Below are 21,112 nucleotides of genomic sequence, written 5' to 3'. Positions count from 1 at the left end.
ATCGAGACGCACGGATCAGGCCTTGGCCGGGCGCACGTGGACGACGTCGCCGGCGAACACCGTGTACCGCTCACCACCCGGAACGTCGACCTGGAGCTGGCCGGCGGGATCGATGTCGGCGGCGCGTCCGGTCAGCGCCGAGCCGTCGGGCAGCTGGACCTCGACGTCCTGGCCCAGCGTGGCGCAGTGCCGTCGGTAGTCCCCGAGCAGACCGGCCTCGGCCAGTGACCCGCCGGCGAGCCGCCAGCGGCGTTCGAGTTCGTCGAAACCGGTGAGCAGCCGCGAGGCGATCTCGGCGCGATCGGTCTCCGTCGCGCCCTGCTCGGCCAGCGAGGTCGGGGGCAGACCGCCGGGCCCGGCCGGGACGTTCTCGCCGAGCGGCAGCACGTTCAGGCCGATGCCGAGGATCACGGTGGTGTCGTCGCCGGCGACGGCCTCCGCCAGGATGCCCGCGCATTTGGCGCGCTCAGGACCGGCGAGGACGTCGTTCGGCCACTTGAGGACGGCGTCGACGCCGAGGCCCGCGGCGACCTCCCGGACCGCGAGGCCCGCGACCACGGAAAGTGAACCCAAATTGGCGAACGGAACGCCGCCGGGACGCAGCAGGACACTGACGTAGAGGCCCGATCCCTTCGGCGAGGCCCACTGCCGCGCGCGGCGGCCGACCCCGGCCGTCTGCTCTTCGGCGATCAGCACGGTGCGGTCTTCGGCACCCTTCGCGGCGGCTTCCCGCAGGTCGGCGTTGGTGGACCCGGTGCTCGAAACGACCTGGATCGCGGTGTACCGGCCGGACAGCGTGGCACTCAGGCGCCCGGCGTCGAGCGCTCCCGTCTCACTCATTCGTCCAGAATATGAGAGTCCCCCTAACGTGCAAGGCGTTCGCTCGTTACGCAGAGGTGGTCTCCAATAACCTGGACGGCGTGACTGAGCCCGACCCGGCCCCGAGCGCGCCCGAAACCAGCCGGAAGAAGTCGTGGGCGCACGGCGTGGCGATGCGCGGCCTGGTCGCCCTCCCCCTGGTCGCGGGGCTCGCGACGGCGGGCTGGCTGCTCGCGGGCGGCAACGATCCCGCACCCGCCGACGGGCGCCAGCCGATTCCCGTTCCCGCCGCCAAGCAGGACCCGGCCACCGTCGGCGGCGGCGCGGGTCCGTCGGTGCTCGAAGTCAGCGCGCCGGTGAAGGCGCAGGAAACGCCGAAGGGCGCCCGGCCGCTCGAAGAGTGGGCCAACAAGCTCGCCGGGGCGCTCGACATCCCGGCGAAGTCGCTCATGGGGTACGCGAACGGCGAACTGGCGCTGCGCGGCGAGCAGCCGAAGTGTCACCTGTCCTGGGTCACCCTCGCCGGGATCGGCGCGGCGAGCTCGAACCACGGACGCGGCGGCGACAACCCCCTCGGCCTGTCGGCGCAGCAATGGAATAAGCACGGCGCGTCGATCCCCGGTATCGCGAAACCCGCGCTCACCGATCCCGACTCCGCCTCGGTCGCCGCCGGCCGCGCCCTGTGCGCTTCCGGGGCCGACCTCGGCGGCGGCAACGGCTGGTGGAAGGCCATCGCCGGCTACCAGGGCGGCAAGGGCAACGACGCCGAACTGTTCCGCCAGCGCGTCCTGGGCAACGCCCAGCTGTACGCGACCCTGTCCCTCGACCCGGCACGTTCCGGCAGCCCCGCCGTGAAGGCGACCCGGTTCGCCCTCGGCCAGCTGGGCCTCCCGTACGTGTGGGGCGGCAACGGCCCCGAGGCGGGCGCGGCGGGCTTCGACTGCTCCGGCCTGACCAAGAAGTCCTACGACGAAGCCGGGATCTCGCTCCCGCGGACCGCGGACACCCAGTTCCGGGCGCTGCCGCAGGTGTCCGGCGAGCCGAAGCTCGGGGACCTCGTGTTCTACGGGAACCCGGCGACGCGCATCCACCACGTCGGGCTGTACCTCGGGAACGGGCTGATGATCAACGCGCCCACCGAGGGCCAGGCGATCCAGATCCACACGTATCGCTCGAAGGGCGACGACTACACCGGCGCCGGACGGCCCGCGGCCTGAACCGGCCAAACCACCCCTGGCCCCGGCACCGACGGTTACCGTGGCGACCATGCGTTCGATCGAGTTCCGCAGGATCTCCACGAGACCGGCCGAGCGGGAAACGTCGCTTCGATTCCTGATCGACGGCGTTTCTTTTCTGGAGCTGGTGCGCGAAGCCGAACTTCCCGGCGCGCTCGCGGAACAGAAGGAGCGCATCGAGGAATTCCCGTCGGAGCCCGCCCCCTTGCTCGCCGGGGATTACGCTCCCTCGACGAGCCTTTCCGCCGAGCACCTACTCGGCGGAGCGCCGGATCGCGTCCCGCACGGCGTCGAAGACGGCGAACACCTCTTGCTGGGGTGCACCTGCGGTATCGACGACTGCTGGGCGCTGGTGGCGAAGATCGCGACCGGCGAGGACACGGTGACGTGGTCGGATCTGCGTAATACGTACCGGGACTGGGACTACGGCAGCATCGGTGATCTGACGTTCTCGCGGCACGACTACGAGAGGTCGCTTCGCGCCGCTTTCGGCGCCGGATGATGCTCGTGGGGCCAGCGCAGCCGGTGGACGGCGGGCATCGGCATGTCCCGGGAGAACGGCCAGCCGATCCCCTGCCGCACCCCGGCCAGCAGGCGGGACACGAAGGTTCCGTGACTGCCCACCAGCACGACACCGCCGTCATACTCCTCCGCGAGCCGAGCGACGGCGGCCATCGCGCGTGCCGTCAGCTGCCGCAGGCTCTCGGCGCCCGGCCGCGCGAAATCCGGATCCGCCCAGCTGCGCTCGTAGTGCCCGGCGTAGTCCGGTGTCGGCTCCAAGCCCGAGTCCCACTCGCGTAGCTCCCAGCGTGTCGTGACTTCGAGCCCGGCCTTCCTTGCCGCGGGCTCGACCGTCGCGACCGCTCGCCGGTACGGACTCGACACGACCGCCGTCGGCTTCATCGCGGCGAGCTCGTGCGCGAGCAGTTCCGCGGCCGCCACGCCCGCCGCGGTCAGTGACCGCTCCGGGTCGTCGGGCTTTCCCGGCGAAGGCGGAACGGACTCGGCGTGCCGGATCAGGACGACGTCGCAGCTCACGCGCGCTCGGCCAGCCAGTCGAGCGCGGCCTCCCCGTGACGGAGGACCGAGACGTGCCCGTCCTCGGGAAAGACGCGCGACTCGGCCGTGGCGCACCGCCGGGTCAGCCATTCGCCGTGCGCGACCGGCACGATCCGATCCGCGCCACCGTGCAGGTTCAGAACGGGGGCCTGGACGTCGGACGGCCGGAAGCCCCACGGCGCGACGTACGCGAGATCGTCGTCGATCAACGCGCCGGGTCCGCCCTCGACCGCGGGACCGACCACGTCGAGCACCCAGTTCCAGTCACCCGTCAGGGCCGCGTGATCCGCCGGGGTGAACATCTCGGCGTCATATTCGGCGGTCGCCTCGTACCGCTCCTTTTCCTCCCGGCCGGCCACGGCTGCCCTCAAGGAGCCGGCTCCCGCCGCGCCCATCCCCGCGAACCAGTCCAGCCCCTCGGCGTCGTACGGAGCCAGACTCGCGACACAGACCATCGCCGTCACCCGTTCCGGCAACAGGGCCGCGCACGCGAACGCGTGCGGTCCGCCTCCGGAATGCCCGAAGACCGCGAACCGCTCGATCTCCAGGGCGTCGGCGATCTTCTCGACGTCCGACGCCGCCGACGCGACGTCCCGGCCGGGCCGCGGCGAGGAACCGCCGTAACCGGGCCGGTCGTAGGAGACCCACCGCAGCCCGAGCCGCTCGGCCGCCGCGAACAGCGGGACCGGCGGGGCGCCGATGTTCGGGGTGCCGTGGTGCCAGAAGACCACCGGACCGGCGCCGGCCGTGTCGTAGGTGTGCAGTGTGGTCCCGTCCCCCAGGTCCACGTCGGACTCGTTCACCATGGTCCGAGCGTAGGGCACCCTGGAGCCATGTCCCGCTATCACGAGATCAAGCATCGCGTGGCCACCACCTTTCAACGCCACGTCGGCAACCCCATCCTCGTCCGCCTGCCCGCCCAGCCGATCCTGGAGACCACCGGCCGCAGGTCCGGACAGCCCCGGCGGACGCCGATCGGTGGCCGCCGGGCGGGCCGCTCGTTCTGGATCGTCTCGGAGTTCGGCGAGAAGTCGCAGTACGTCCGCAACATCCAGGCCGATCCGCGGGTCCGGGTGCGGATCAAGGGCCGGTGGCACACCGGCACGGCGCGCCTGCTCCCCGAAGACGACGCCCGCGCCCGGCTGAAGACCCTGCCCACGGTCAACAGCGCCGCCGTGCGGGCGATCGGCACGAACCTCCTCACCATCCGGGTCGATCTCGACGACTGAACGTTTGCCTTGACGCCAAGGGCAAGGTCTACGCTCGGCTCCATGCGGATCGGCGAACTCGCCGCGCGCACCGGAACCACCACCCGCGCGCTGCGTTTCTATGAGTCACAAGGGCTTCTCGACGCACGGCGCGCGTCGAACGGCTACCGGGAGTACGACGAGGACGACTACCGCCTGGTGAACGAGATCCTGACCCTGCAAGCGGTCGGGCTCAGCCTCGAAGACACCAGGCCGTTCGTCGAATGCCTGCGCGCCGGGCACGAGACCGGTGACTCGTGCGCCGATTCGATCGAGGTCTACCAACGCAAACTCGCCGAGGTGGACGCCTGTCTGGCCAGGCTCAACGACGTGCGGGAAAGCCTGCTGACCAAGCTGGCGGGCGCGCTGAAAACGCCGCCGGGACCGTGCGTCGTCGTGCCGCGAAACGAGGAGGCCTGAATGTCCCTGTCCGTCGTCACCGACGAAACCTTCCCAGAGTTCGTCCTGGATCAGGACACGCCCGTCCTGGTGGACTTCTGGGCGCAATGGTGCCCGCCCTGCCACATGATCGCGCCGGTGCTCGAGCAGATCGCCGAAGAGCGAGCGGGCTCGCTGCTCATCCGCAAGCTCAATTCCGACGAAAACCCGCTCACGGCTAGGAATTATCAGGTCATGTCGCTGCCGACGCTGATCCTCTTCCGGGGCGGGAGTCCAGTGTGGACGACCGTCGGGGCACGGCCGAAGGCCAAGCTGCTGGCCGACCTGGACGCCGCTCTGCAGCCCGCCCTCTCTTGAGTGGTGCGGCAGGGCAAATGTGGCGGGTCGGCAGCGTGCCACCTCGCCACGGGTATCAGGCGCGCACATAACGGTCCACAAGGGACTCCTGGACCGGGTTCCGACGCCCGTTTTGGGTCGTTCTATTGAGGGGCAAGGCAAACGTGGCGGGTTGTGGACGCCTGCCGCGCAGGCCTTTCGCTGACTTCACGGCAAGTTCTCTACCGGCCGGGTCTTTGATGTCCACATAGGTCACCGTTCGGTCAGCGCACACCTGCTTCATGCCTGTATGTCCGGTTTCGCGGGGAGTTGTGAGTGATAAAGAGGGTTAGAACGACACTTGCCACTCACGACCCCTGCGTCAAGGCTGCGCAAAGTACTCAAATCGGGCAGCGGAATCCGACTCATCGTCCCTTGTGGACAGTCATTGGCCGCACCTGATCCTCGCGGTGAGCGGCCGCCGACCCACCACGTTCGCCTTACCCTCAGTAACGCTCTCTACCACTCGACCCCCCGCGTACAGGCATCAAACAGGCGCGCACTGCCCGAAAAGGGACCTATGCGGACACCAAAGGCCCGGACGGTAGAGAACTTGCCGTGAAGTCAGCGAAAAGGCTGCGCGGCAGGCGTCCACAACCCGCCACGTTTGCCTTACCCCCAACTCACGAGCCCCATCGCGAACCGAGCGGTAATTGTGTTGCGCGAGCGGCCGCCCGTTCGCATCCTTCTCCCATGACTTCGACCCTCGCCTTCCTGACCCCGTCCTCCGTCGTCCGACGGGTGCGGGTGCAGCAGCAGGCCGGGTCCTGGCGGAGGCCGACACCAGTCCGGCCGTGAGCGCCGCGCTCGTCGCGGGCCTGTTCGCCGGGTATGGCATCGCCATCCCGGTGGGCGCGGTCGCGACCTATCTCGTTGTGCTGACGGCCAGATCGGGGCTCAGGATCGGCGCGTACGCCGCGCTCGGTGTGGCCACGGCCGACGGGTTGTACGCGCTGGTCGCGGTTCTCGGCGGCGGGCGGCTCATCCCCGTCATCGAGCCGATCGCCGTACCGCTGCGCTGGACGTCGGTGGTGGTGCTGCTCGCACTGGCCGTCCACATCGGACTCGGTGGGATCCGGAACTTCCGCGACTCCGCGAAAGCCGAGATGACGCAGGCGGTCGCGATCGGGCCGGTGAAGGCGTACGTGAGCCTGCTCGGGATCACCCTGCTGAACCCGACGACGGTGGTCTACTTCGCGGCGCTCGTACTCGGCAGCGAGGACATGGCCTCGGCGAGCGGAGCGGAACACGTGGTCTTCGTGGCGGCGGCGTTCGCGGCCTCGGCCAGCTGGCAACTGCTCCTCGCGGGCGGTGGCGCCATGCTCGGCAAGGCACTGACCGGACGCCGTGGACGGCTGATGACCGCGCTGGCGTCGAGCGCGTTCATCAGCGCGCTCGGGCTGCGGCTGCTCTGGTGAAGAAACAGCCGCGAATCGAGGACCGTGGTTGTCCGCATCGGTTGCGAGGCTGTGCCCATGACCGAAACCCAGGAACGCACCGCCTCCCTCCACTCCTACCTCGCTTACAACGACGCCCCCAAGGCCCTTCGCTGGCTCGAACGCGCCTTCGGCTTCGAGACCACCACGGAGTACCCCGACGACAAAGGCCTGATCCTGCACGCGGAACTGCGGCTCGGCGGAGTCGGGATCGTCGTGTTCAGCGCGGAAGAGGACTACGACCGCCCGGCGCGCAAGGGCGAAACCGTCGGCCACGGCCTCTACGTGAGCCTTCCGACGCAGGAGGCCGTGGACGCCGTTTTCGCCTCGGCCATCGAGGCCGGCGCGACACCGGTCTGGGAACCGGTGAATACCGAATGGGGCAACTACCGCTGCCGCGTCGACGATCTCGAAGGCTACGAATGGACCTTCGGCACGTACGTCTTCGGAGCCCCGCAGAGCTAAAGCAACCGCGCGAACCACTCGCGAGTGCGGCGGAGCAGGTCCAGCTGGTGATCACGTCCGCGGAACGAATGCCCTTCGCCGGGATACACGACGAGGTCGTGTTCGACGCCGAAGTGGCGTAGCGCGCGGTGGAAGAATTCCGCCTGGGACAAGGGGACGTTGGTGTCGTCCGCACCGTGCACGATCAGTACGGGGGTCTCGATCTTCGACGCGTAGGAGATCGGGCTGAGCTGATCGTGCCGGTGCGGACCTGTTCCTTCCCAGCCGATACTTCCGCTATGCGCGGATTCCACCAGCGGACCGAGTTCACCGGTCGCGGCGAGCATTCCCCAGTCACAGATCCCGGCGACCATCAGCGCCGCCTTGAACCGGCGGGTCTGCCCGACGGCCCAGGCCGTCATATATCCGCCGTGACTCCCGCCCACGATCCCGAGCCGCTCCGGATCGGCCACTCCTTCGGCGACGAGGAGATCGATCCCGGTCTCGATATCGCTCCATTCCTCCATGCCTACCCGTCCCGCGACGGAAGCGGCGAATTCATGCCCATGGCCTTGTCCCCCACGGGGATTCGGCAGGAAGACGGCGTGCCCTGCCAGGGCCAGCCACTGCGCAGACGGGTACCAGTTGAGCATGAAGCGGTCCGCGTGCCGGTCGTACGGTCCGCCGTGAACCCGCGTGACCAGCGAGAAAGGTCCGTCGGCGCGAGTCTTTCCCGGCGGCAGAACGAGCAGGCCGTCCAACGCGAGGCCGTCGGACGCCTTGTAGGACAACCGTTCCTGGGAGCCCCACGAAATCCCGGCGAACTCCGGCGCCGTGTCACTGATTCGCGTCAACGCTCCGCCCACCGGTCCACAGTGGATATCTTTCGGATGATGAGCGGTGCTCAGCACGGTGACCACGATCTCGCCGTTCGAGGCCAGCGCGTCGACTTGCCCGCGCCAGAACGACACTTCGCCGGCGCCGAGCCGATGGAGAGCCGTGTCGAGCCCGTCGGCGACGAGCACCAGAGGAGCACCGGAATCGACCTGCGCGAGCTTGATCGGACAGGTCGATTCCTCGGTCAGGTTCCGATGTTCCCCGGTTTCCACGGGAACGTCGAAGACGGCCCGGCCACCCACCAGTTCCGGAGTCCCGAGGTACGCGATGTGCCAGCCGCCCTCCTCCCGCCACCAAACGGGGCTGGCGGCTTCAACCGCGACCCGGCCGAGATCACGCCGCTCCCCGGTTTCCAGGTCCAGCAAGGAAAGCCGGGGTTCGAGCCCGCCGGGGTCGACTTCCGGCGTCGGCCAGGTGACGACGGCGAGCGCCTTGTCGTCCTGGCGGCAGGCGACGTCGACGACGTGGTCTTCGATCAGTGTCGTGATCTCGCCGGTTCGAAGATCGAAGCTCCGCAGCCGCGCCGGGCGAAGACTTTCACTCCAGACCCAGATTTCCGCGGCAGGCGTCTCGTCTTCGGCGATGAACACGATCCGGTCGCGCAGCGGAAGGAAGCCGGTGATCTCACTCTCCCAAGCGAACAGCTCCTCGTCCCGCGAACAGACACGGCCGTCCCGGAGGAAATAGAGGGCATCCGTGGACCACCGGGGCGAGGACCCTTCGGCCAGCTTCCGCGGCTTTTCGCTGCCGTCCACAGCGGCGAGCCACATCTCGGGGACGCCTTTCGTGATGGTCGAGACCTGGTAGGCCACCCATTTCCCATCGGGGGAAAGCGCGGGTTCCGACGGGAAATGGCTGTCGACGATCAGCTCAGCGGTCAGCATGTCCCCCATCCTGCCGGAAGTTATCGCGACAGTGTTTTTCCCAGTTTGTCGAGCCAGTCGCCCGTGCCTTGCTCCCGCCAGCTCGGTTCCTCGTGGCCGTCGAGGAAGGTGCCCTGCTCGATCAACGTCAGCCGGGTGCCGCCTTCCTCTGCTTCGAGCAGGATCGTCGTGACCGAAACGGTGGCCAGGACGTCGTCCGCGGAGAGCTTCCCCGCGTAGACGATCCGCTCGTTTTCCGCGATGTCCTCATAGCGGGCTTCGAAGAGCATCTCCTTGCCGCCGGGGGGACCGCTGATGACCTCGCGGCCGCCGACCCGGAAGTCGAGGGAGTGCCCGCCGCCGGGCACGGTGATCCAACCGGCCTTCGCGGCCGGATCCGACCAAGCGGCGAAAACGCGTTCCGGCGCCGCAGGGTAGACGCGCTCGAGGGTGAACGTGGCGTGTTTGACGGTCATGACCTTTTCCCTTCGTCGGAGTCCAGAAAGCCGCCAAGGCGATCGAGCCGGTGTTCCCAGCCGGTGCGCTGCCCGCCGAGCCAGTCCTCGGCCATCCGCAGTCCGTCCGGTTCGAGGTGGCAGGTACGGACGCGCCCCGCCTTCTCCGACCGGACGAGCCCGCCGGCCTCCAGCACCTGGAGGTGCTGCATCACGGCGGGCAGCGACATCGACAACGGCTGCGCGAGCTCCCCCACCGAGGCGGGGCCCCGGGTGAGGCGCTCGATCATTTCGCGGCGCGTCCCGTCGGACAGCGCCTTGAACACCTGGTCCATGCGTTGGTTAGGCACATGCTTAACTATCCGCCCACGCCGTACGATAGTCAAGTAGATGCTTAACTTTCCGCGGTCATGCCTTCGACGAGCAGCCACTGCGACGCGAGGTACGAAGTCAGCACGAAGGTTTCGAGGTTGGCCCGCACCCGCTCACTGGTGACGAAGTTGCGGCGGATCAGGATCGCCAGATCCGACGCGGAGAACAGCAGCGCGCCGGCGGCGATCCAGGTGCGGCGGTCACCCGACGGGACCACCATCCCGCCCGAGACCCTGGCCTTCGGCGCCAGCACCGGGTCGGCCGCCAGGGTCGACGTCGTGCTCAGCAGGCCCCCGTAGACCGAAAGCACCGAAGAGACCGGCGAGGGCTTCGGCAACGCCATCGCGACCGCGGCCGCCGCCCACGCCGCCAGCCGGGGCGGCGCGGTCGCCGCGCGCGGCCGGGCACCGCGGCGCCACAACAGCGCGGAGTACAGCACCTGCATGACACCGAACGAAGTCGCACCCCTGATCAGCTGGCCGTCCTCGTCGGACCTGCCCATGAAGTGGTCGCCCGCTCCCGCCGCGATCAACGCGGCGACGAGCAGGCCCTTCTCCCCCGGCGCGAGCCCCCGCGAACGCGCGACCCTGGCGGCGAGCACCGGGACCGCGGCGGGCTTGGTCGCGAGTCGCAGTTTCCGATTGCCTGTCCTCGCGGAGTACACCGTGCCGATCGCGGCGCTCGCGAACAACACCCGTTCGGCGATTTTCAGGGCCTTCACTGACCACCTCCGGAACTTATCCCAGGGTAAGTTACCAGGCGGTCAGCTGCTTTCAGACGGCTTCGCGGAAGGTGTTCCGATACGCGCTCGGCGAGACCCCCAACGCCGCCTGAAGATGCTGGCGCAGCGACGCGGCGGTACCGAAGCCCGCTTCGGTGGCGACCTTGTCCACCGGCAGATCGGTCTCTTCGAGCAGCTGACGGGCCCGTTCGATCCGCTGCTGGGTCAGCCACTGCAACGCCGAAATCCCGACTTCGTCGCGGAACCGCCGCGTGAACGTCCTCGTGCTCATCGCCTCTTTCGCCGCCAGCTCGCGCAGGGTCAGCGGCCGGTCGAGGTTCTCGAGCGCCCAGGCCCGCGCCGCCGCGGTCGAGGAGGACTGCGGCTCCGGCACCGGCCGCCGGATGAACTGCGCCTGCCCACCCTCGCGATGCGGTGAGACGACCGTGCCGCGCGCGACCTCGTTCGCGACCGCGGCACCGTGATCACAGCGGATCATGTGCAGGCAGAGGTCGATCCCGGACGCGACGCCCGCCGCGGTCAGCACGTTCCCTTCATCGGTGTAGAGCACGTTGGGATCGAGGTCGACCTTCGGGAACTTCGCCTGGAAGTCCAGCGCCGAACGCCAGTGCGTGGTCGCCCTCCGGCCGTCGAGCAACCCGGCGGCGGCGAGCACGAAGGCACCCGTGCAGATCGACGCGATCCTGGCCTCCGGCCGGATCAGCTCCAGTGCCCGCGCGAGCGGCTCGGTGAGGTCGTGCCCCGACGGTTCGTATTCGGTGGACGACGCCGGGATGACGACGGTGTCTGCCTCGGCCAGCACCTCCGGCCCGAGCGCGACCGAGATCGTGACGTCGGCGTCGGTCCGGATCTGCCCCGGTTCCGGCGTGCAGGTGACGACCTCGTAGAGCGGCTCGCCGTCGGCGGACTTGGCCGTGCCGAACAGCCGGGTGACGATCCCCAGCTCCATCACCAGCATTCCGTGGCGGACCAGCACGGCGACCCGATGACGGCCGGGATGCACGAAGAAGCCCATGGCTCGATTCTTGCACATGTTGTCCATCAGGCCACTCGTCCCCGGCCGGGAGAACACGCGACGGTGGGACCATGAACGTGCTGTGGATCTTCGCTCACCCCGAACCCCGTTCCCTCGGCGGCTCGCTGCGCGACGAGGGGTTGAGCGCCCTCCGCGCGCAGGGCGCCGACGTCCGGGAATCCGATCTGTACGCGATGAAGTGGAAGGCCGTCGTCGACGCCGACGACTTCGGCCGGGCCGCTTCCCCGGACCGGCTCGTCGTCGGCTCGACGTCGAAGTACGCCTTCGAGACCGGCGAGCTCGGCGAGGACATCCGCGCCGAACACGAAAAACTGGCGTGGGCGGACACCGTGATCATCCAATTCCCGCTGTGGTGGTACGGAATGCCCGCCATCCTCAAGGGCTGGTTCGACCGCGTCTTCGTCAAGGGTTTCGCCTACGGCGTCCAGCGTCCCGACGGCCGGACGGCGCGCTACGGCGAAGGAGCGCTGGCCGGGAAGCGCGCCATGGTCGTGCTGACCGCCGGGGCGCCGGAGGCCACGATCGGCCCGCGCGGAGTGAACGGCGACATCGGTGACCTGCTGTTCCCGTTGCAGCACGGGACACTCTGGTACGCGGGCATGTCCGTCCTTCCCCCGCTGACGATCTGCGGCGCCGACCGCGTCTCGCCAGGGCAATACGAAGCCGCGGCCGCGGCGCTGCGCGAACGGCTGCGGACGCTGGCCATTCAGGACCCGATCCCGTTCCGTCACCAGAACGGGGGTGATTACGACGAGGATCTGGTCCTGCGTGAGGAACTCGCGCCGGGGCTGAGCGGGATCGGTGTCCACCTCGACGCTTGACCGAATATTAGCCCGTGGTTATATTAGCGTCAAAGCACATAAGGAGGTCACCGTGAACTCTCGCGCCCGGTTGGAGACCGTCGGGGAACGTCCTGCGCTACGGATGGAACGTCGTCTCGCAGACCGGCCGGAGCGTGTCTGGCAGGCGATCACCGAACCGTCGAAGCTCGCGAAATGGTTTCCCGCGACGGTCACAGTCGACCTGCGACCGGGCGGAAAGATCGAATTCAGCTTCGAGGGCGAAGAGGCCCCGACCGCGGGCGAAGTCCTCGAAGCCGACGAACCCCGCGTGTTCGTGTTCAGCTGGAACGACGACGTGCTGCGCTGGGAGATCACTCCGGACGGCGACGGCAGCCGTCTGCTCTTCACGCATACGTTCGGCCGCGGTGAACCCGCCATCGCCAAGATCGCGGCGCCCCGCACGGCCGCCGGCTGGGATAGCTGCCTCGTGGCGCTCGTCGCCCTGCTCGACGGCGTGGACCATGAGCCGTCGGCCGACTGGATCGGCCCGATCGAGGCCTACACCGAGGAGTTCGGGCTCGCCGAGGGCGAAGTTCTGGAAACCGGCGACGGCAAGGTGATCCGCTTCCGTCGCGACCTGGTCTGGAAACCGCTCGATGAGGTCTGGGCCCGTCTCACCGCCGAACCGGGCGAGGGCACGGTCATCCGCGAGGAACCGCCGCGGCTGCTGGAGTTTTCGCTGCCACGGGGCGGGATCGTCCGCTGGGAGTTCAGCCATTCCGAACTCGACGGCACCATGGTCGAGGTGACCCAGACCGTCCCCGCCGGACAGGACGACATCGTGCCCGAGGCGCTACGAAGCCGGCGCGAGAAGCTGAAAGAGTTCTTCGCGGCGACTCAGGCAAGCTGATCTCCACCCTGGGGATGACCTCCGCCGGACGGACGCGCACGCACCACATGTCCGGATAAGTTCGCCGTATGAAACAGCCGTCGGCGCTCCCCCAGCGGGTGGCGTACACGATCGACGCGCTCCTCGCGCTGGTGCTCGTCGTGGCCGTCGGCGGGAACCTGGCCGCGAAGACCTGGACGTTCCTCATCGCCATCCCGATGTGGCTCGCCTGGGCGACGGTCGCCGCCAGCGGGATCGCGATCGCGCTGCGACGCCACCGGCCATTGGTCGCGTACGGCCTCGGCCTCGGCAGCCTGGTCCCGGCCCTGCTCGCCGGCAACGGGCTGGGCCCGGCCGCGCTCCTGGCCACCGCGTGCGCCCTGTACACCGTGGCGCTGGAACACCCGCGCGCCCGCTCGCTGATCGCGATGGGCCTCGGCCTGGTCGTCGTCATGATCTTCGAGTTCCTGCGGCTGGGCCCGAACACGATCGCGTCGACGGCCTTCGCGGGCGGCGGGGTGGTGGGCTCGTGGGCACTCGGCTGGATGACGCGGCAACGGCGCGCGAACCTGGCCCAGCTCGCGGAAACCCAAGCCGATCAGGCGGTTTCCGACGAACGGCTGCGTATCGCGCGCGAGATGCACGACGTCGTCGCGCACAGCATGAGCCTGATCGCGGTCAAGGCGGCCGTCGGCAACCACGTCGCGCGAGAACAGCCGGAAGAAGCACGCGAAGCGTTGCGAGTCATCGAACTCACCAGCCGCGAGACGCTCGTCGAACTCCGGCGGATGCTCGGCGTCCTCCGTTCCGGTGACGGGACGCCCGAGGCCGCGCTCGGCCCCGCGCCGAAACTCGCCGACCTGCGCACCCTGGCCGAACGCGCCGGACAGGCCGGGGTGCGCGTCGAGCTGACCGGCGAGGCGGTGGACGACCTCCCGGAAGGTGTCGCGCTTTCGGTCTACCGCATCACGCAGGAGGCGGTGACCAACGTCGTGAAGCACGCGGGACCGTCGGCCTGCCGGGTCACGATCACCGAAGGCCCCGGCGAGGTCAGCGTCGAAATCGTCGACGACGGGCGCGGCGAAGGTTCGCCGTCGACGCCCGGCGGGCACGGTTTGATCGGCATGCGCGAACGCGTCGCCGTCTACGGTGGTGACTTCGAAGCGGGCCCGCTGCCCGCCGGGGGATTCCGGGTGTTCGCGCGGCTGCCGTACGCCGCCAAGGAAGTGGGGACACGATGATCCGCGTACTGATCGCCGACGACCAGGCGTTGCTGCGCGGCAGCTTCCGCGTGCTCGTCGACAGCGCGCCGGACCTCGAGGTCGTCGGCGAGGCGAGCGACGGCGCGGAGGCCGCGGAACTCGCCGAGAAGGAGCGCCCCGACGTCGTCCTGATGGACGTCCGCATGCCCGAACTGGACGGGATCGAAGCCACCCGGCGGATCTGCGCGTCGGCCGCCACCGAAGGCGTCCACGTGCTGATGCTGACGACCTTCGACCTCGACGCCTACGTGTATTCGGCCCTGCGCGCGGGCGCGAGCGGATTCCTGCTGAAGGACACCCCGCCCGCCGAGCTGCTGACCGCGATCCGGGTCGTCGCGGCGGGCGAAGGACTGCTGGCCCCGTCGATCACGCGGCGGCTCATCGCCGAGTTCGCCCGGCTGCCCGAACCCGGGCAGCGCGTCGCGGCTTCGCTGGACAACATCACCACCCGCGAACGCGAGGTCCTGAGCCTGATCGCGCGCGGCCTGTCGAACGACGAGATCGCCGGGACCCTGCATCTCGGGCTGGCGACGGTGAAGACGCACATCGGCCACCTCCTGCACAAACTCGCGGCGCGGGACCGGGCGCAGCTGGTGATCGCGGCCTACGAGTCCGGTCTGGTGCGCGCCTCCGTCCAGTGAGGGATGGGTCGGGGTGGTCGTGAGTGGCGATTCGGGCTAGAGCCAAGAGCGTCTCGGATACCTACTGGATTTGGCTGCGGCCGAGGTCGTGAAGGCCTCCTTCCCTACTTTGAGGGTAGGCAAGGAGGCCTTCACGGACCGGTCGTCCGCGACCACCCACCCGCCGCCGCTGACGGACGTTGCCTACGCCACACGCGAAGTGACCGTCGAGTAGCTAGGCTGCGCTTTCATGAGCAGTGCGACGGAGCCGCTCGGGACGCCGCCCGAGGACGAACCGGACATCCACACCACGGCCGGCAAGCTGGCCGACCTGTACCGCCGATACGACGAGGCGGTGCACGCGGGTTCCGCGAGGGCGGTGGAGAAACAGCACGCCAAGGGCAAGAAGACCGCCCGCGAGCGGATCGACCTGCTGCTGGACGAGGGCTCGTTCGTCGAACTCGACGAACTGGCGAAGCACCGCTCGGTCAACTTCGGCCAGGAGAAGAACCGGCCCTACGGCGACGGCGTCGTCACCGGGTACGGCACCGTCGACGGTCGTCCGGTGTGCGTGTTCAGCCAGGACGTCACGGTCTTCGGCGGCTCACTCGGTGAGGTGTACGGCGAGAAGATCGTCAAGGTGATGGACCTGGCGATCAAGACCGGCCGCCCGATCATCGGCATCAACGAGGGCGGCGGCGCGCGGATCCAGGAAGGCGTCGTCTCGCTCGGGCTCTACGGCGAGATCTTCAACCGCAACGTCAAGGCGTCCGGCGTCATCCCCCAGATCTCGCTGATCATGGGCGCCAACGCGGGCGGGCACGTCTACTCGCCGGCGCTGACCGACTTCGTGGTGATGGTCGACAAGACCTCGCACATGTTCATCACCGGCCCCGACGTCGTCAAGACCGTGACCGGTGAAGAGGTCTCCTTCGAGGAGCTCGGCGGGGGGCGCACGCACAACACCCGTTCGGGCAACGCGCACTACCTCGGCTCCGACGACGAGGACGCGATCGCCTACGTCAAGGAACTGCTCTCGTTCCTCCCGGCGAACAACCTTTCCGAGGCTCCCGTCTTCGAGACCGACGCGGCCCCCAGCGGGTTCTTCGACGACGTCACCGAGTCCGACCGCGAGCTCGACACGCTGATCCCGGACTCGCCGAACCAGCCGTACGACATGCACGAGGTCATCACCCGCATCGTCGACGACGGCGACTTCCTCGAGGTGCACGAGCTGTTCGCGCCCAACATCCTGGTCGGCTTCGGCCGGGTGGACGGGCGCAGCGTCGGCATCGTGGCGAACCAGCCGACCCAGTTCGCCGGCTGCCTCGACATCGATGCTTCCGAGAAGGCCGCGCGGTTCGTGCGCACCTGCGACGCGTTCAACATCCCGGTGCTGACCTTCGTCGACGTCCCCGGCTTCCTGCCCGGCACCGACCAGGAGTGGAACGGCATCATCCGGCGCGGCGCGAAGCTGATCTACGCCTACGCCGAAGCGACCGTCCCGCTCGTCACCGTCATCACCCGCAAGGCGTACGGCGGCGCGTACGACGTCATGGGTTCGAAGCACCTCGGCGCGGACATCAACCTGGCCTGGCCGACGGCGCAGGTCGCGGTCATGGGCGCGCAGGGCGCGGCGAACATCGTGCACCGCAAGACCCTCGCCGCGGCCGCCGCCGAAGGCAAGGACGTCGACGCGCTGCGCGCCGAGCTGATCCAGGAGTACGAGGACACGCTCCTGAACCCGTACGCGGCGGCCGAGCGCGGCTACGTCGACTCGGTGATCGTGCCCGCCCACACCCGCGGCCACATCGCGAAGGCGCTCTCGCTGCTCCAGGGCAAGCGGGAGACGCTGCCGCCCAAGAAGCACGGGAACATCCCGCTGTGACCGCGCCCGAAACCCCGCTGCTGCGTGTCGTCCGGGGCAACCCGGACGACACCGAACTCGCCGCCCTGACCGCCGTCGTCGCTGCGGCGGCCAGTGCGCGGGCACCGGAACCGGCGCCGAAACGGGATTCGTGGTGGGCGGACAAGGCTTCGCTCGTGCGAGCCCCGCTCGCGCCCGGCGAGGGAGCCTGGCGGGCTTCGGCGCTTCCTCGCTGAAGGCGGCTTCGCGGGTTATCGTGACGGATCCGCCGACCGCGATCGCCCCAGAAAGCCGTGCGTGACGAACCAGGACCACCTCTCCACCGAATTGCGCCGTCTGCGCAAAGCCGCCGGGTTGTCCGGTACCGAAGCGGCCAGGCTCACCGGCCTCAGTCAGTCGAAGGTCTCGCGGGTCGAAACCGGCGCGTTCATGCCGACCGAGGAACAGGTCGTCGCGCTGTGCCGCGTCTACCGCGCGCCCGCGAAGGTCCGGCGGGCGCTCGTCGCGATCACCCGGGACCTCCGTGAAGAGGCGTCGTCCGCCCGCGTCGTCCTCCAGCGCGGTGCCTGGCGGATGCAGCAGCGCATCGGCAAGATCGAGACGGCGTCCGCCCGTATCCGGAGTTTCCAGCCGACCATCGTGTTCGGCCTGCTCCAGACCCGCGACTACATCACCGCCCTGTTCGGTGATTCGCTGCCTGCCGACGAACGCGACCAGACGGTCGATGCCAGGCTGGAACGCCAGCGGATCCTCGACTCGAACCGCGAGTTCCACTTCGTGCTCACCGAAGGCGCCCTGCGCTGGAACATGGGCGGTGCGGCGACGATGCTGGCCCAGCTCGGCCACCTCATCGAGGTGTCCCGGCGCGGCCGGGTGCGGCTGGGCGTGATCCCGTGGACCGCACCGGTTTCGATCCCGGTCCTCCACGGTTTCGACATCTACGACTCGCGCGCGGTGCTCCTCGGGACTCAGACGGCCACGGCGCTCGTCACGGACGAACGCGAAGTGGCCGACTACGAGAAGAGCTTCACCGAAGTCGAGCACTACGCCACCTACGGCGACATCGCCTGCTCGCATCTGACGCGGATCGCCGCCGACTACCGACAGCTCGCGGCCGATTCACTTCGGTGACCTAAGACCCTTTGCACTATGCACTCCGAGAGTGCATCGTGAGTAAGGCAGCTGTCGGTGAAGGTCCCCTTTCGTGCGCCGAACGCGATCACCGAAGCCGTTCACCGACCAACGGGCGCAGATCACCCGATCTCGCCAACCTTGCTGCCGCGCAACCCGTCTACTTGCCGAAACAGTCACTGGGGAAAGGGCCTCCGATGACCACCTGGCACGAGAACATGACCGGCTGGCACAAGTCGACCTACACGCACTGGGAAGAGAACGCCTGCGTCGAGGTCGGCGCCGCGCCCGGCCTGGTCGGCATCCGGGACACCAAACAGTGGGCGATGCCGGACGAGACCCGGCCGATCCTGGTGCTCCCGGCCGAGTCCTTCGCCGCGCTCCTCGAGCACCTCGGGCGATGAACGACGTCGCCGAGCCGTACATGGTCCACGATCCGCGGGAGATGGCGGGACAGCTGATCAACGGCAACTGGATCGTCGCGCGATGGGAGCACCTCGGCGAGGACGAGGACCTCGACCACTGGACCGCGGTCCTGCGGAGCCACTGCGTAGAACTCGACGTCGATCCGTACGTCATCAACATCCCGCGCAAGAGCCTCACCATCGTCTTCAACGGCGCGCTCCCCGCCCCGACGTTCGAACAGCTGGAGAACTCGATCGCGGCCATCGAGTACCACCGCTTCCTCGAACGCGAAATCGGGCCGAGACCCCTGAACTGACACGCGAGTTCCGCCTCCGAGCACGCGAGTCACGCCTTCAAGCACGCGAACCCCGTACTTGAGCCCGGACCGGTCCTGCCATATAGTCCACTCGGAATAATCAGTAAGGAATCTTCCGAGGGGATCATCCATGGCCTCGAAGCTCACCCCACTCGCCATGGCGGTGCTGGAACTCCTTCACGAACGGGCCATGCATCCGTACGAGATGGCGCAGCTGATGCGGGAGCGCTTCGTCAACACGCGCGTCAAGGTGAAGGCGGGCTCGCTCTACCACACGGTGGATCGCCTGGTGCAGAACGGTTTCGTCGAGGTCGTCGAGACACAGCGCGACGGGAAGCGCCCCGAGCGCACCGTGTACGCGATGACGGACGCCGGTCGAGACGAGTTCGTCGACCGGGCGCAGGACATGCTGGCCAACCCCGCCGAGGAGTACCCCGAGTACCTCAGCGCGCTCGCCGTCATCGACGAGCTCGGCCCGGAAATGTCGCTCACCCACCTCAAGCACCGTGTGCTGCGGCTTCAGGCCGCCATCGCCTCCGACCAGGTCGTTCTCGAAAACCTCGTCAACGAGCACAAGCTTCCCGAGATCTACTGGCTCGACTGGTCCTACGCCACCGCGCGGCGGGCCTTCGAACTCGAGTGGACCAAGAAGCTGGTCGAAGACCTGGAATCCGGCCGCATCCGGTTCCAGGAGCACTGCACCCCGCACCTGAACCTGGTCACCGAGGACGACAGCGATGAACGCGCGACAAGCTGACCCCTGGGCGGCGCTTTCCGCGCTGTGTCTGGGTTTCTTCATGATCCTGCTGGACACCACGATCGTTTCGACCGCGATTCCCGCGATGCTGCGCGAACTCGGCGCGGGCCTGAACGCGATCGTCTGGGTGATCAGCGTCTACCTGCTCGCCTACGCGGTGCCGATGCTGTTCGCCAGCAGGCTCGGCGACCGTTTCGGCCCGAAACGCGTCTACCTGGCCGGGCTCGTGGTGTTCACGCTGGCCTCGCTGTGGTGCGGCCTGTCCGGTTCGGTCGAAATGCTGATCGCGGCCCGCGCGGTGCAGGGACTCGGCGCCGCCTTGATGACACCGCAGACCCTCGCGTTCATCAGCCATCTGTTCCCGCCGTCGAAACGCGGCCCCGCGATGGGGCTCTGGAGCGGCGTCGCCGGGCTCGCCGCCATCGTCGGTCCGCTGCTCGGCGGTGTGCTCGTCGACCATCTCGGCTGGGAATGGATCTTCTTCGTCAACCTGCCGGTCGGTGTGGTCGCGCTCGCGCTGGCACTGCTCAAGGTGCCGGACTGGCAGCCGAAGCACTCACATTCCTTCGACGTCCCCGGCATCCTGCTGTCGGGAGCCGGCCTGTTCTGCGTCGTCTACGGTGTCCAAAATGGACAGCAGTACGACTGGGGCCGCGTCTTCGGGCCGATCACCGTGTTCGAGATCATCGGCGCCGGTGTCGCCCTGCTGGTCGCTTTCGTGGTGTGGCAGCGGCTCAACCGCAAGGAACCCTTGTTGCCGCTGGGCGTTTTCGCGAACCGTAACTTCTCGGCCGGAGCGCTGACCGCGGTCACCGTCGGCTTCGCGATGACCGGCATGTTCCTTCCGCTGGTGATCTACATCCAGGCCGTGCTCGGCGAGTCGCCGACGATGTCCGGCCTGCTGTTCGCGCCGATGTCGCTGCTGGGCGGCTTGATCGGCCCGTTCGTCGGCCGCGCTTCGGACAAGGTGAACGGCAAGGTCCTGCTGATCATCGGGCTGGCCGCGCTGGGCGCGGGGCTGGCACTGGCGGCGCTGACCGCACGGGCGGGCGCGAACGCCTGGGCGCTCACCCCGGCGTTGCTGGTGGCGGGCTTCGGGATCGGGTTCATCTTCGCGCCGATGGGCAACCTGGCGATGAGTTCGGTCGAGCCGCGGCTCGTCGGGACCGCGTCGGGCATCTTCAACACCGCGCGCCAGGTCGGCGGCGTGCTCGGCAGCGCGGCCGTCGGTGTGCTGCTGCAGGCACGGATCAGCGTTTCGATCGCCGACGAGGCCGCGGTGGCCGCGAGCGCCTTGCCGGAGCAGTACCGGGCCCCGTTCGCGGAAGGTGTCGCGAAGGCCGCGGAATCGACCGGGGAGTTCGGTTCCTCCGGGACGGCGGCGTTCCCCGGCCTGCCGTCCGGCGTCGCCGAGCAGGCCCAGCGGCTCGCGCTCGACGCCGTCCACAATGGACTGACCGATGCGGCAAGGGTGACACTGCTGCTCCCGGCCGCGGTACTGGTGCTGGGCGTGCTCGCCGCGCTCACCATGCGCCGTCCGGCTCCGCGGGCGCCTCGCTCCCCTGCCCCCGAACCCGCCGCCAGCGCCGCCTGACCCCTTGCCGCATTTAGGGGTCCTAACAGAATGACCTTTGGGGTGTGGTTTGATGCCGTGTCTCGTTGATCTTCGGTGAGAGGTGGGCTGGGTGGGGCAGCGGCGTCCGT

The 21,112-nt window shown here is 68.7% G+C and carries 26 protein-coding genes; 18 read left to right on the top strand and 8 right to left on the bottom strand.

The window, feature by feature from the left end; all coding sequences use genetic code 11:
• Window positions 1-15: 15 nt before the first annotated feature.
• A complete protein-coding gene (locus tag AC069H_RS28870; RefSeq protein WP_478225165.1) occupies window positions 16-840 on the bottom strand; it encodes a biotin--[acetyl-CoA-carboxylase] ligase in 825 nt (274 codons plus the stop codon).
• Between the two features lie 80 nt (window positions 841-920).
• Here AC069H_RS28870 and AC069H_RS28865 point away from each other — a divergent pair, with 80 nt between their 5' ends.
• Both AC069H_RS28865 and AC069H_RS28860 read left to right on the top strand, forming a co-directional pair.
• Window positions 921-2,036, top strand: coding sequence for a C40 family peptidase (locus AC069H_RS28865; protein WP_478234429.1), 1,116 nt, complete (start codon window positions 921-923; stop codon window positions 2,034-2,036).
• A gap of 49 nt (window positions 2,037-2,085) precedes the next feature.
• Window positions 2,086-2,556: a hypothetical protein gene (locus AC069H_RS28860; RefSeq protein ID WP_478234428.1), complete on the top strand. Its 471-nt coding sequence runs from the start codon at window positions 2,086-2,088 to the stop codon at window positions 2,554-2,556.
• Here AC069H_RS28860 and AC069H_RS28855 read toward each other — a convergent pair.
• Window positions 2,517-3,092 carry a histidine phosphatase family protein gene (locus AC069H_RS28855; protein ID WP_478225162.1) on the bottom strand — a complete coding sequence of 192 codons (576 nt, stop codon included), beginning with the start codon at window positions 3,090-3,092 and terminating at the stop codon, window positions 2,517-2,519. The two genes, AC069H_RS28860 and AC069H_RS28855, sit on opposite strands and share 40 nt — an antisense overlap.
• Window positions 3,089-3,919: an alpha/beta fold hydrolase gene (locus AC069H_RS28850; RefSeq protein ID WP_478234427.1), complete on the bottom strand. Its 831-nt coding sequence runs from the start codon at window positions 3,917-3,919 to the stop codon at window positions 3,089-3,091. Before AC069H_RS28850 ends, AC069H_RS28855 begins: the two co-directional genes overlap by 4 nt.
• A 27-nt stretch (window positions 3,920-3,946) precedes the next feature.
• Between AC069H_RS28850 and AC069H_RS28845 the strand changes: the two genes are divergently transcribed.
• From AC069H_RS28845 to AC069H_RS28825, 5 genes are all read left to right on the top strand, one after another.
• Window positions 3,947-4,342 carry a nitroreductase/quinone reductase family protein gene (locus tag AC069H_RS28845; RefSeq protein WP_478234426.1) on the top strand — a complete coding sequence of 132 codons (396 nt, stop codon included), beginning with the start codon at window positions 3,947-3,949 and terminating at the stop codon, window positions 4,340-4,342.
• A 42-nt stretch (window positions 4,343-4,384) separates the two neighbouring features.
• Window positions 4,385-4,780 carry a MerR family transcriptional regulator gene (locus AC069H_RS28840; RefSeq protein WP_192746662.1) on the top strand — a complete coding sequence of 132 codons (396 nt, stop codon included), beginning with the start codon at window positions 4,385-4,387 and terminating at the stop codon, window positions 4,778-4,780.
• On the top strand, window positions 4,781-5,116 hold the full coding sequence (gene trxA / locus AC069H_RS28835; protein ID WP_478234425.1) for a thioredoxin: 336 nt from the start codon (window positions 4,781-4,783) through the stop codon (window positions 5,114-5,116). It abuts the gene before it with no gap.
• An 812-nt stretch (window positions 5,117-5,928) separates the two neighbouring features.
• The gene (locus tag AC069H_RS28830) at window positions 5,929-6,552 is read left to right on the top strand and encodes a LysE family transporter (RefSeq protein ID WP_478234424.1); all 624 of its coding nucleotides are present in this window, start codon (window positions 5,929-5,931) and stop codon (window positions 6,550-6,552) included.
• Window positions 6,553-6,609: 57 nt separating this feature from the next.
• Window positions 6,610-7,035, top strand: coding sequence for a VOC family protein (locus AC069H_RS28825; RefSeq protein WP_478225157.1), 426 nt, complete (start codon window positions 6,610-6,612; stop codon window positions 7,033-7,035).
• On the opposite strand, the gene AC069H_RS28820 is transcribed toward AC069H_RS28825, so the two are convergent.
• The 5 genes from AC069H_RS28820 to AC069H_RS28800 are packed head-to-tail and all read right to left on the bottom strand — an operon-like array spanning window position 7,032 to window position 11,385.
• Entirely contained in the window at window positions 7,032-8,795 is a 1,764-nt protein-coding gene (locus AC069H_RS28820; protein ID WP_478234423.1) for a S9 family peptidase, read from the bottom strand. The two genes, AC069H_RS28825 and AC069H_RS28820, sit on opposite strands and share 4 nt — an antisense overlap.
• 20 nt (window positions 8,796-8,815) lie before the next feature.
• Window positions 8,816-9,250 carry an SRPBCC family protein gene (locus AC069H_RS28815; RefSeq protein WP_478234422.1) on the bottom strand — a complete coding sequence of 145 codons (435 nt, stop codon included), beginning with the start codon at window positions 9,248-9,250 and terminating at the stop codon, window positions 8,816-8,818.
• Window positions 9,247-9,564, bottom strand: a complete 318-nt coding sequence (locus AC069H_RS28810) for an ArsR/SmtB family transcription factor (protein ID WP_478225236.1) — start codon at window positions 9,562-9,564, stop codon at window positions 9,247-9,249. Before AC069H_RS28810 ends, AC069H_RS28815 begins: the two co-directional genes overlap by 4 nt.
• Window positions 9,565-9,623: 59 nt before the next feature.
• Window positions 9,624-10,322, bottom strand: a complete 699-nt coding sequence (locus AC069H_RS28805) for a lysoplasmalogenase family protein (RefSeq protein ID WP_478234421.1) — start codon at window positions 10,320-10,322, stop codon at window positions 9,624-9,626.
• A gap of 52 nt (window positions 10,323-10,374) precedes the next feature.
• Window positions 10,375-11,385, bottom strand: a complete 1,011-nt coding sequence (locus AC069H_RS28800) for a GlxA family transcriptional regulator (RefSeq protein ID WP_478225153.1) — start codon at window positions 11,383-11,385, stop codon at window positions 10,375-10,377.
• A 44-nt stretch (window positions 11,386-11,429) separates the two neighbouring features.
• Here AC069H_RS28800 and AC069H_RS28795 point away from each other — a divergent pair, with 44 nt between their 5' ends.
• The 11 genes from AC069H_RS28795 (at window position 11,430) to AC069H_RS28745 (ending at window position 21,002) form a co-directional block, all read left to right on the top strand.
• Window positions 11,430-12,200, top strand: coding sequence for an NAD(P)H-dependent oxidoreductase (locus AC069H_RS28795; RefSeq protein WP_478234420.1), 771 nt, complete (start codon window positions 11,430-11,432; stop codon window positions 12,198-12,200).
• A 52-nt stretch (window positions 12,201-12,252) separates the two neighbouring features.
• A complete protein-coding gene (locus AC069H_RS28790; protein ID WP_478234419.1) occupies window positions 12,253-13,071 on the top strand; it encodes an SRPBCC family protein in 819 nt (272 codons plus the stop codon).
• Between the two features lie 68 nt (window positions 13,072-13,139).
• Window positions 13,140-14,291 (top strand): sensor histidine kinase, encoded by a 1,152-nt coding sequence (locus AC069H_RS28785; protein ID WP_478234418.1) that lies wholly within the window; start codon window positions 13,140-13,142, stop codon window positions 14,289-14,291.
• Window positions 14,288-14,953 (top strand): response regulator, encoded by a 666-nt coding sequence (locus tag AC069H_RS28780; RefSeq protein WP_016331341.1) that lies wholly within the window; start codon window positions 14,288-14,290, stop codon window positions 14,951-14,953. The genes AC069H_RS28785 and AC069H_RS28780 overlap by 4 nt, the downstream gene beginning before the upstream one ends.
• 229 nt (window positions 14,954-15,182) lie before the next feature.
• Entirely contained in the window at window positions 15,183-16,820 is a 1,638-nt protein-coding gene (locus AC069H_RS28775) for an acyl-CoA carboxylase subunit beta (RefSeq protein WP_478234417.1), read from the top strand.
• A complete protein-coding gene (locus AC069H_RS28770) occupies window positions 16,817-17,035 on the top strand; it encodes an acyl-CoA carboxylase subunit epsilon (RefSeq protein WP_340684550.1) in 219 nt (72 codons plus the stop codon). Before AC069H_RS28775 ends, AC069H_RS28770 begins: the two co-directional genes overlap by 4 nt.
• A 61-nt stretch (window positions 17,036-17,096) precedes the next feature.
• Entirely contained in the window at window positions 17,097-17,930 is an 834-nt protein-coding gene (locus AC069H_RS28765) for a helix-turn-helix domain-containing protein (protein WP_478234416.1), read from the top strand.
• A gap of 197 nt (window positions 17,931-18,127) precedes the next feature.
• On the top strand, window positions 18,128-18,334 hold the full coding sequence (locus AC069H_RS28760) for a DUF397 domain-containing protein (RefSeq protein ID WP_465417216.1): 207 nt from the start codon (window positions 18,128-18,130) through the stop codon (window positions 18,332-18,334).
• Window positions 18,331-18,651: a hypothetical protein gene (locus AC069H_RS28755; RefSeq protein WP_478225144.1), complete on the top strand. Its 321-nt coding sequence runs from the start codon at window positions 18,331-18,333 to the stop codon at window positions 18,649-18,651. Before AC069H_RS28760 ends, AC069H_RS28755 begins: the two co-directional genes overlap by 4 nt.
• Before the next feature lie 130 nt (window positions 18,652-18,781).
• A complete protein-coding gene (locus AC069H_RS28750) occupies window positions 18,782-19,408 on the top strand; it encodes a PadR family transcriptional regulator (RefSeq protein ID WP_478225143.1) in 627 nt (208 codons plus the stop codon).
• Window positions 19,389-21,002 carry a DHA2 family efflux MFS transporter permease subunit gene (locus AC069H_RS28745; RefSeq protein WP_478234415.1) on the top strand — a complete coding sequence of 538 codons (1,614 nt, stop codon included), beginning with the start codon at window positions 19,389-19,391 and terminating at the stop codon, window positions 21,000-21,002. Before AC069H_RS28750 ends, AC069H_RS28745 begins: the two co-directional genes overlap by 20 nt.
• Window positions 21,003-21,112: the final 110 nt, after the last annotated feature.

This window comes from Amycolatopsis sp. NPDC043887, assembly GCF_056435665.1.
The sequence above is the reverse complement of the archived record's forward strand: the minus strand, read 5'-3'. Positions and strand labels throughout refer to the sequence as shown.

What these genes read in the sequence shown, in the direction of transcription:
- AC069H_RS28870 (WP_478225165.1), bottom strand. Translation starts at nt 840, where the DNA reads ATGAGTGAGACGGGAGCGCTCGACGCCGGGCGCCTGAGTGCCACGCTG.
- AC069H_RS28860 (WP_478234428.1), top strand. Translation starts at nt 2,086, where the DNA reads ATGCGTTCGATCGAGTTCCGCAGGATCTCCACGAGACCGGCCGAGCGG.
- AC069H_RS28850 (WP_478234427.1), bottom strand. Translation starts at nt 3,919, where the DNA reads ATGGTGAACGAGTCCGACGTGGACCTGGGGGACGGGACCACACTGCAC.
- AC069H_RS28845 (WP_478234426.1), top strand. Translation starts at nt 3,947, where the DNA reads ATGTCCCGCTATCACGAGATCAAGCATCGCGTGGCCACCACCTTTCAA.
- AC069H_RS28840 (WP_192746662.1), top strand. Translation starts at nt 4,385, where the DNA reads ATGCGGATCGGCGAACTCGCCGCGCGCACCGGAACCACCACCCGCGCG.
- trxA (WP_478234425.1), top strand. Translation starts at nt 4,781, where the DNA reads ATGTCCCTGTCCGTCGTCACCGACGAAACCTTCCCAGAGTTCGTCCTG.
- AC069H_RS28825 (WP_478225157.1), top strand. Translation starts at nt 6,610, where the DNA reads ATGACCGAAACCCAGGAACGCACCGCCTCCCTCCACTCCTACCTCGCT.
- AC069H_RS28820 (WP_478234423.1), bottom strand. Translation starts at nt 8,795, where the DNA reads ATGCTGACCGCTGAGCTGATCGTCGACAGCCATTTCCCGTCGGAACCC.
- AC069H_RS28815 (WP_478234422.1), bottom strand. Translation starts at nt 9,250, where the DNA reads ATGACCGTCAAACACGCCACGTTCACCCTCGAGCGCGTCTACCCTGCG.
- AC069H_RS28810 (WP_478225236.1), bottom strand. Translation starts at nt 9,564, where the DNA reads ATGGACCAGGTGTTCAAGGCGCTGTCCGACGGGACGCGCCGCGAAATG.
- AC069H_RS28800 (WP_478225153.1), bottom strand. Translation starts at nt 11,385, where the DNA reads ATGGACAACATGTGCAAGAATCGAGCCATGGGCTTCTTCGTGCATCCC.
- AC069H_RS28795 (WP_478234420.1), top strand. Translation starts at nt 11,430, where the DNA reads ATGAACGTGCTGTGGATCTTCGCTCACCCCGAACCCCGTTCCCTCGGC.
- AC069H_RS28785 (WP_478234418.1), top strand. Translation starts at nt 13,140, where the DNA reads ATGAAACAGCCGTCGGCGCTCCCCCAGCGGGTGGCGTACACGATCGAC.
- AC069H_RS28780 (WP_016331341.1), top strand. Translation starts at nt 14,288, where the DNA reads ATGATCCGCGTACTGATCGCCGACGACCAGGCGTTGCTGCGCGGCAGC.
- AC069H_RS28775 (WP_478234417.1), top strand. Translation starts at nt 15,183, where the DNA reads ATGAGCAGTGCGACGGAGCCGCTCGGGACGCCGCCCGAGGACGAACCG.
- AC069H_RS28760 (WP_465417216.1), top strand. Translation starts at nt 18,128, where the DNA reads ATGACCACCTGGCACGAGAACATGACCGGCTGGCACAAGTCGACCTAC.
- AC069H_RS28755 (WP_478225144.1), top strand. Translation starts at nt 18,331, where the DNA reads ATGAACGACGTCGCCGAGCCGTACATGGTCCACGATCCGCGGGAGATG.
- AC069H_RS28750 (WP_478225143.1), top strand. Translation starts at nt 18,782, where the DNA reads ATGGCCTCGAAGCTCACCCCACTCGCCATGGCGGTGCTGGAACTCCTT.
- AC069H_RS28745 (WP_478234415.1), top strand. Translation starts at nt 19,389, where the DNA reads ATGAACGCGCGACAAGCTGACCCCTGGGCGGCGCTTTCCGCGCTGTGT.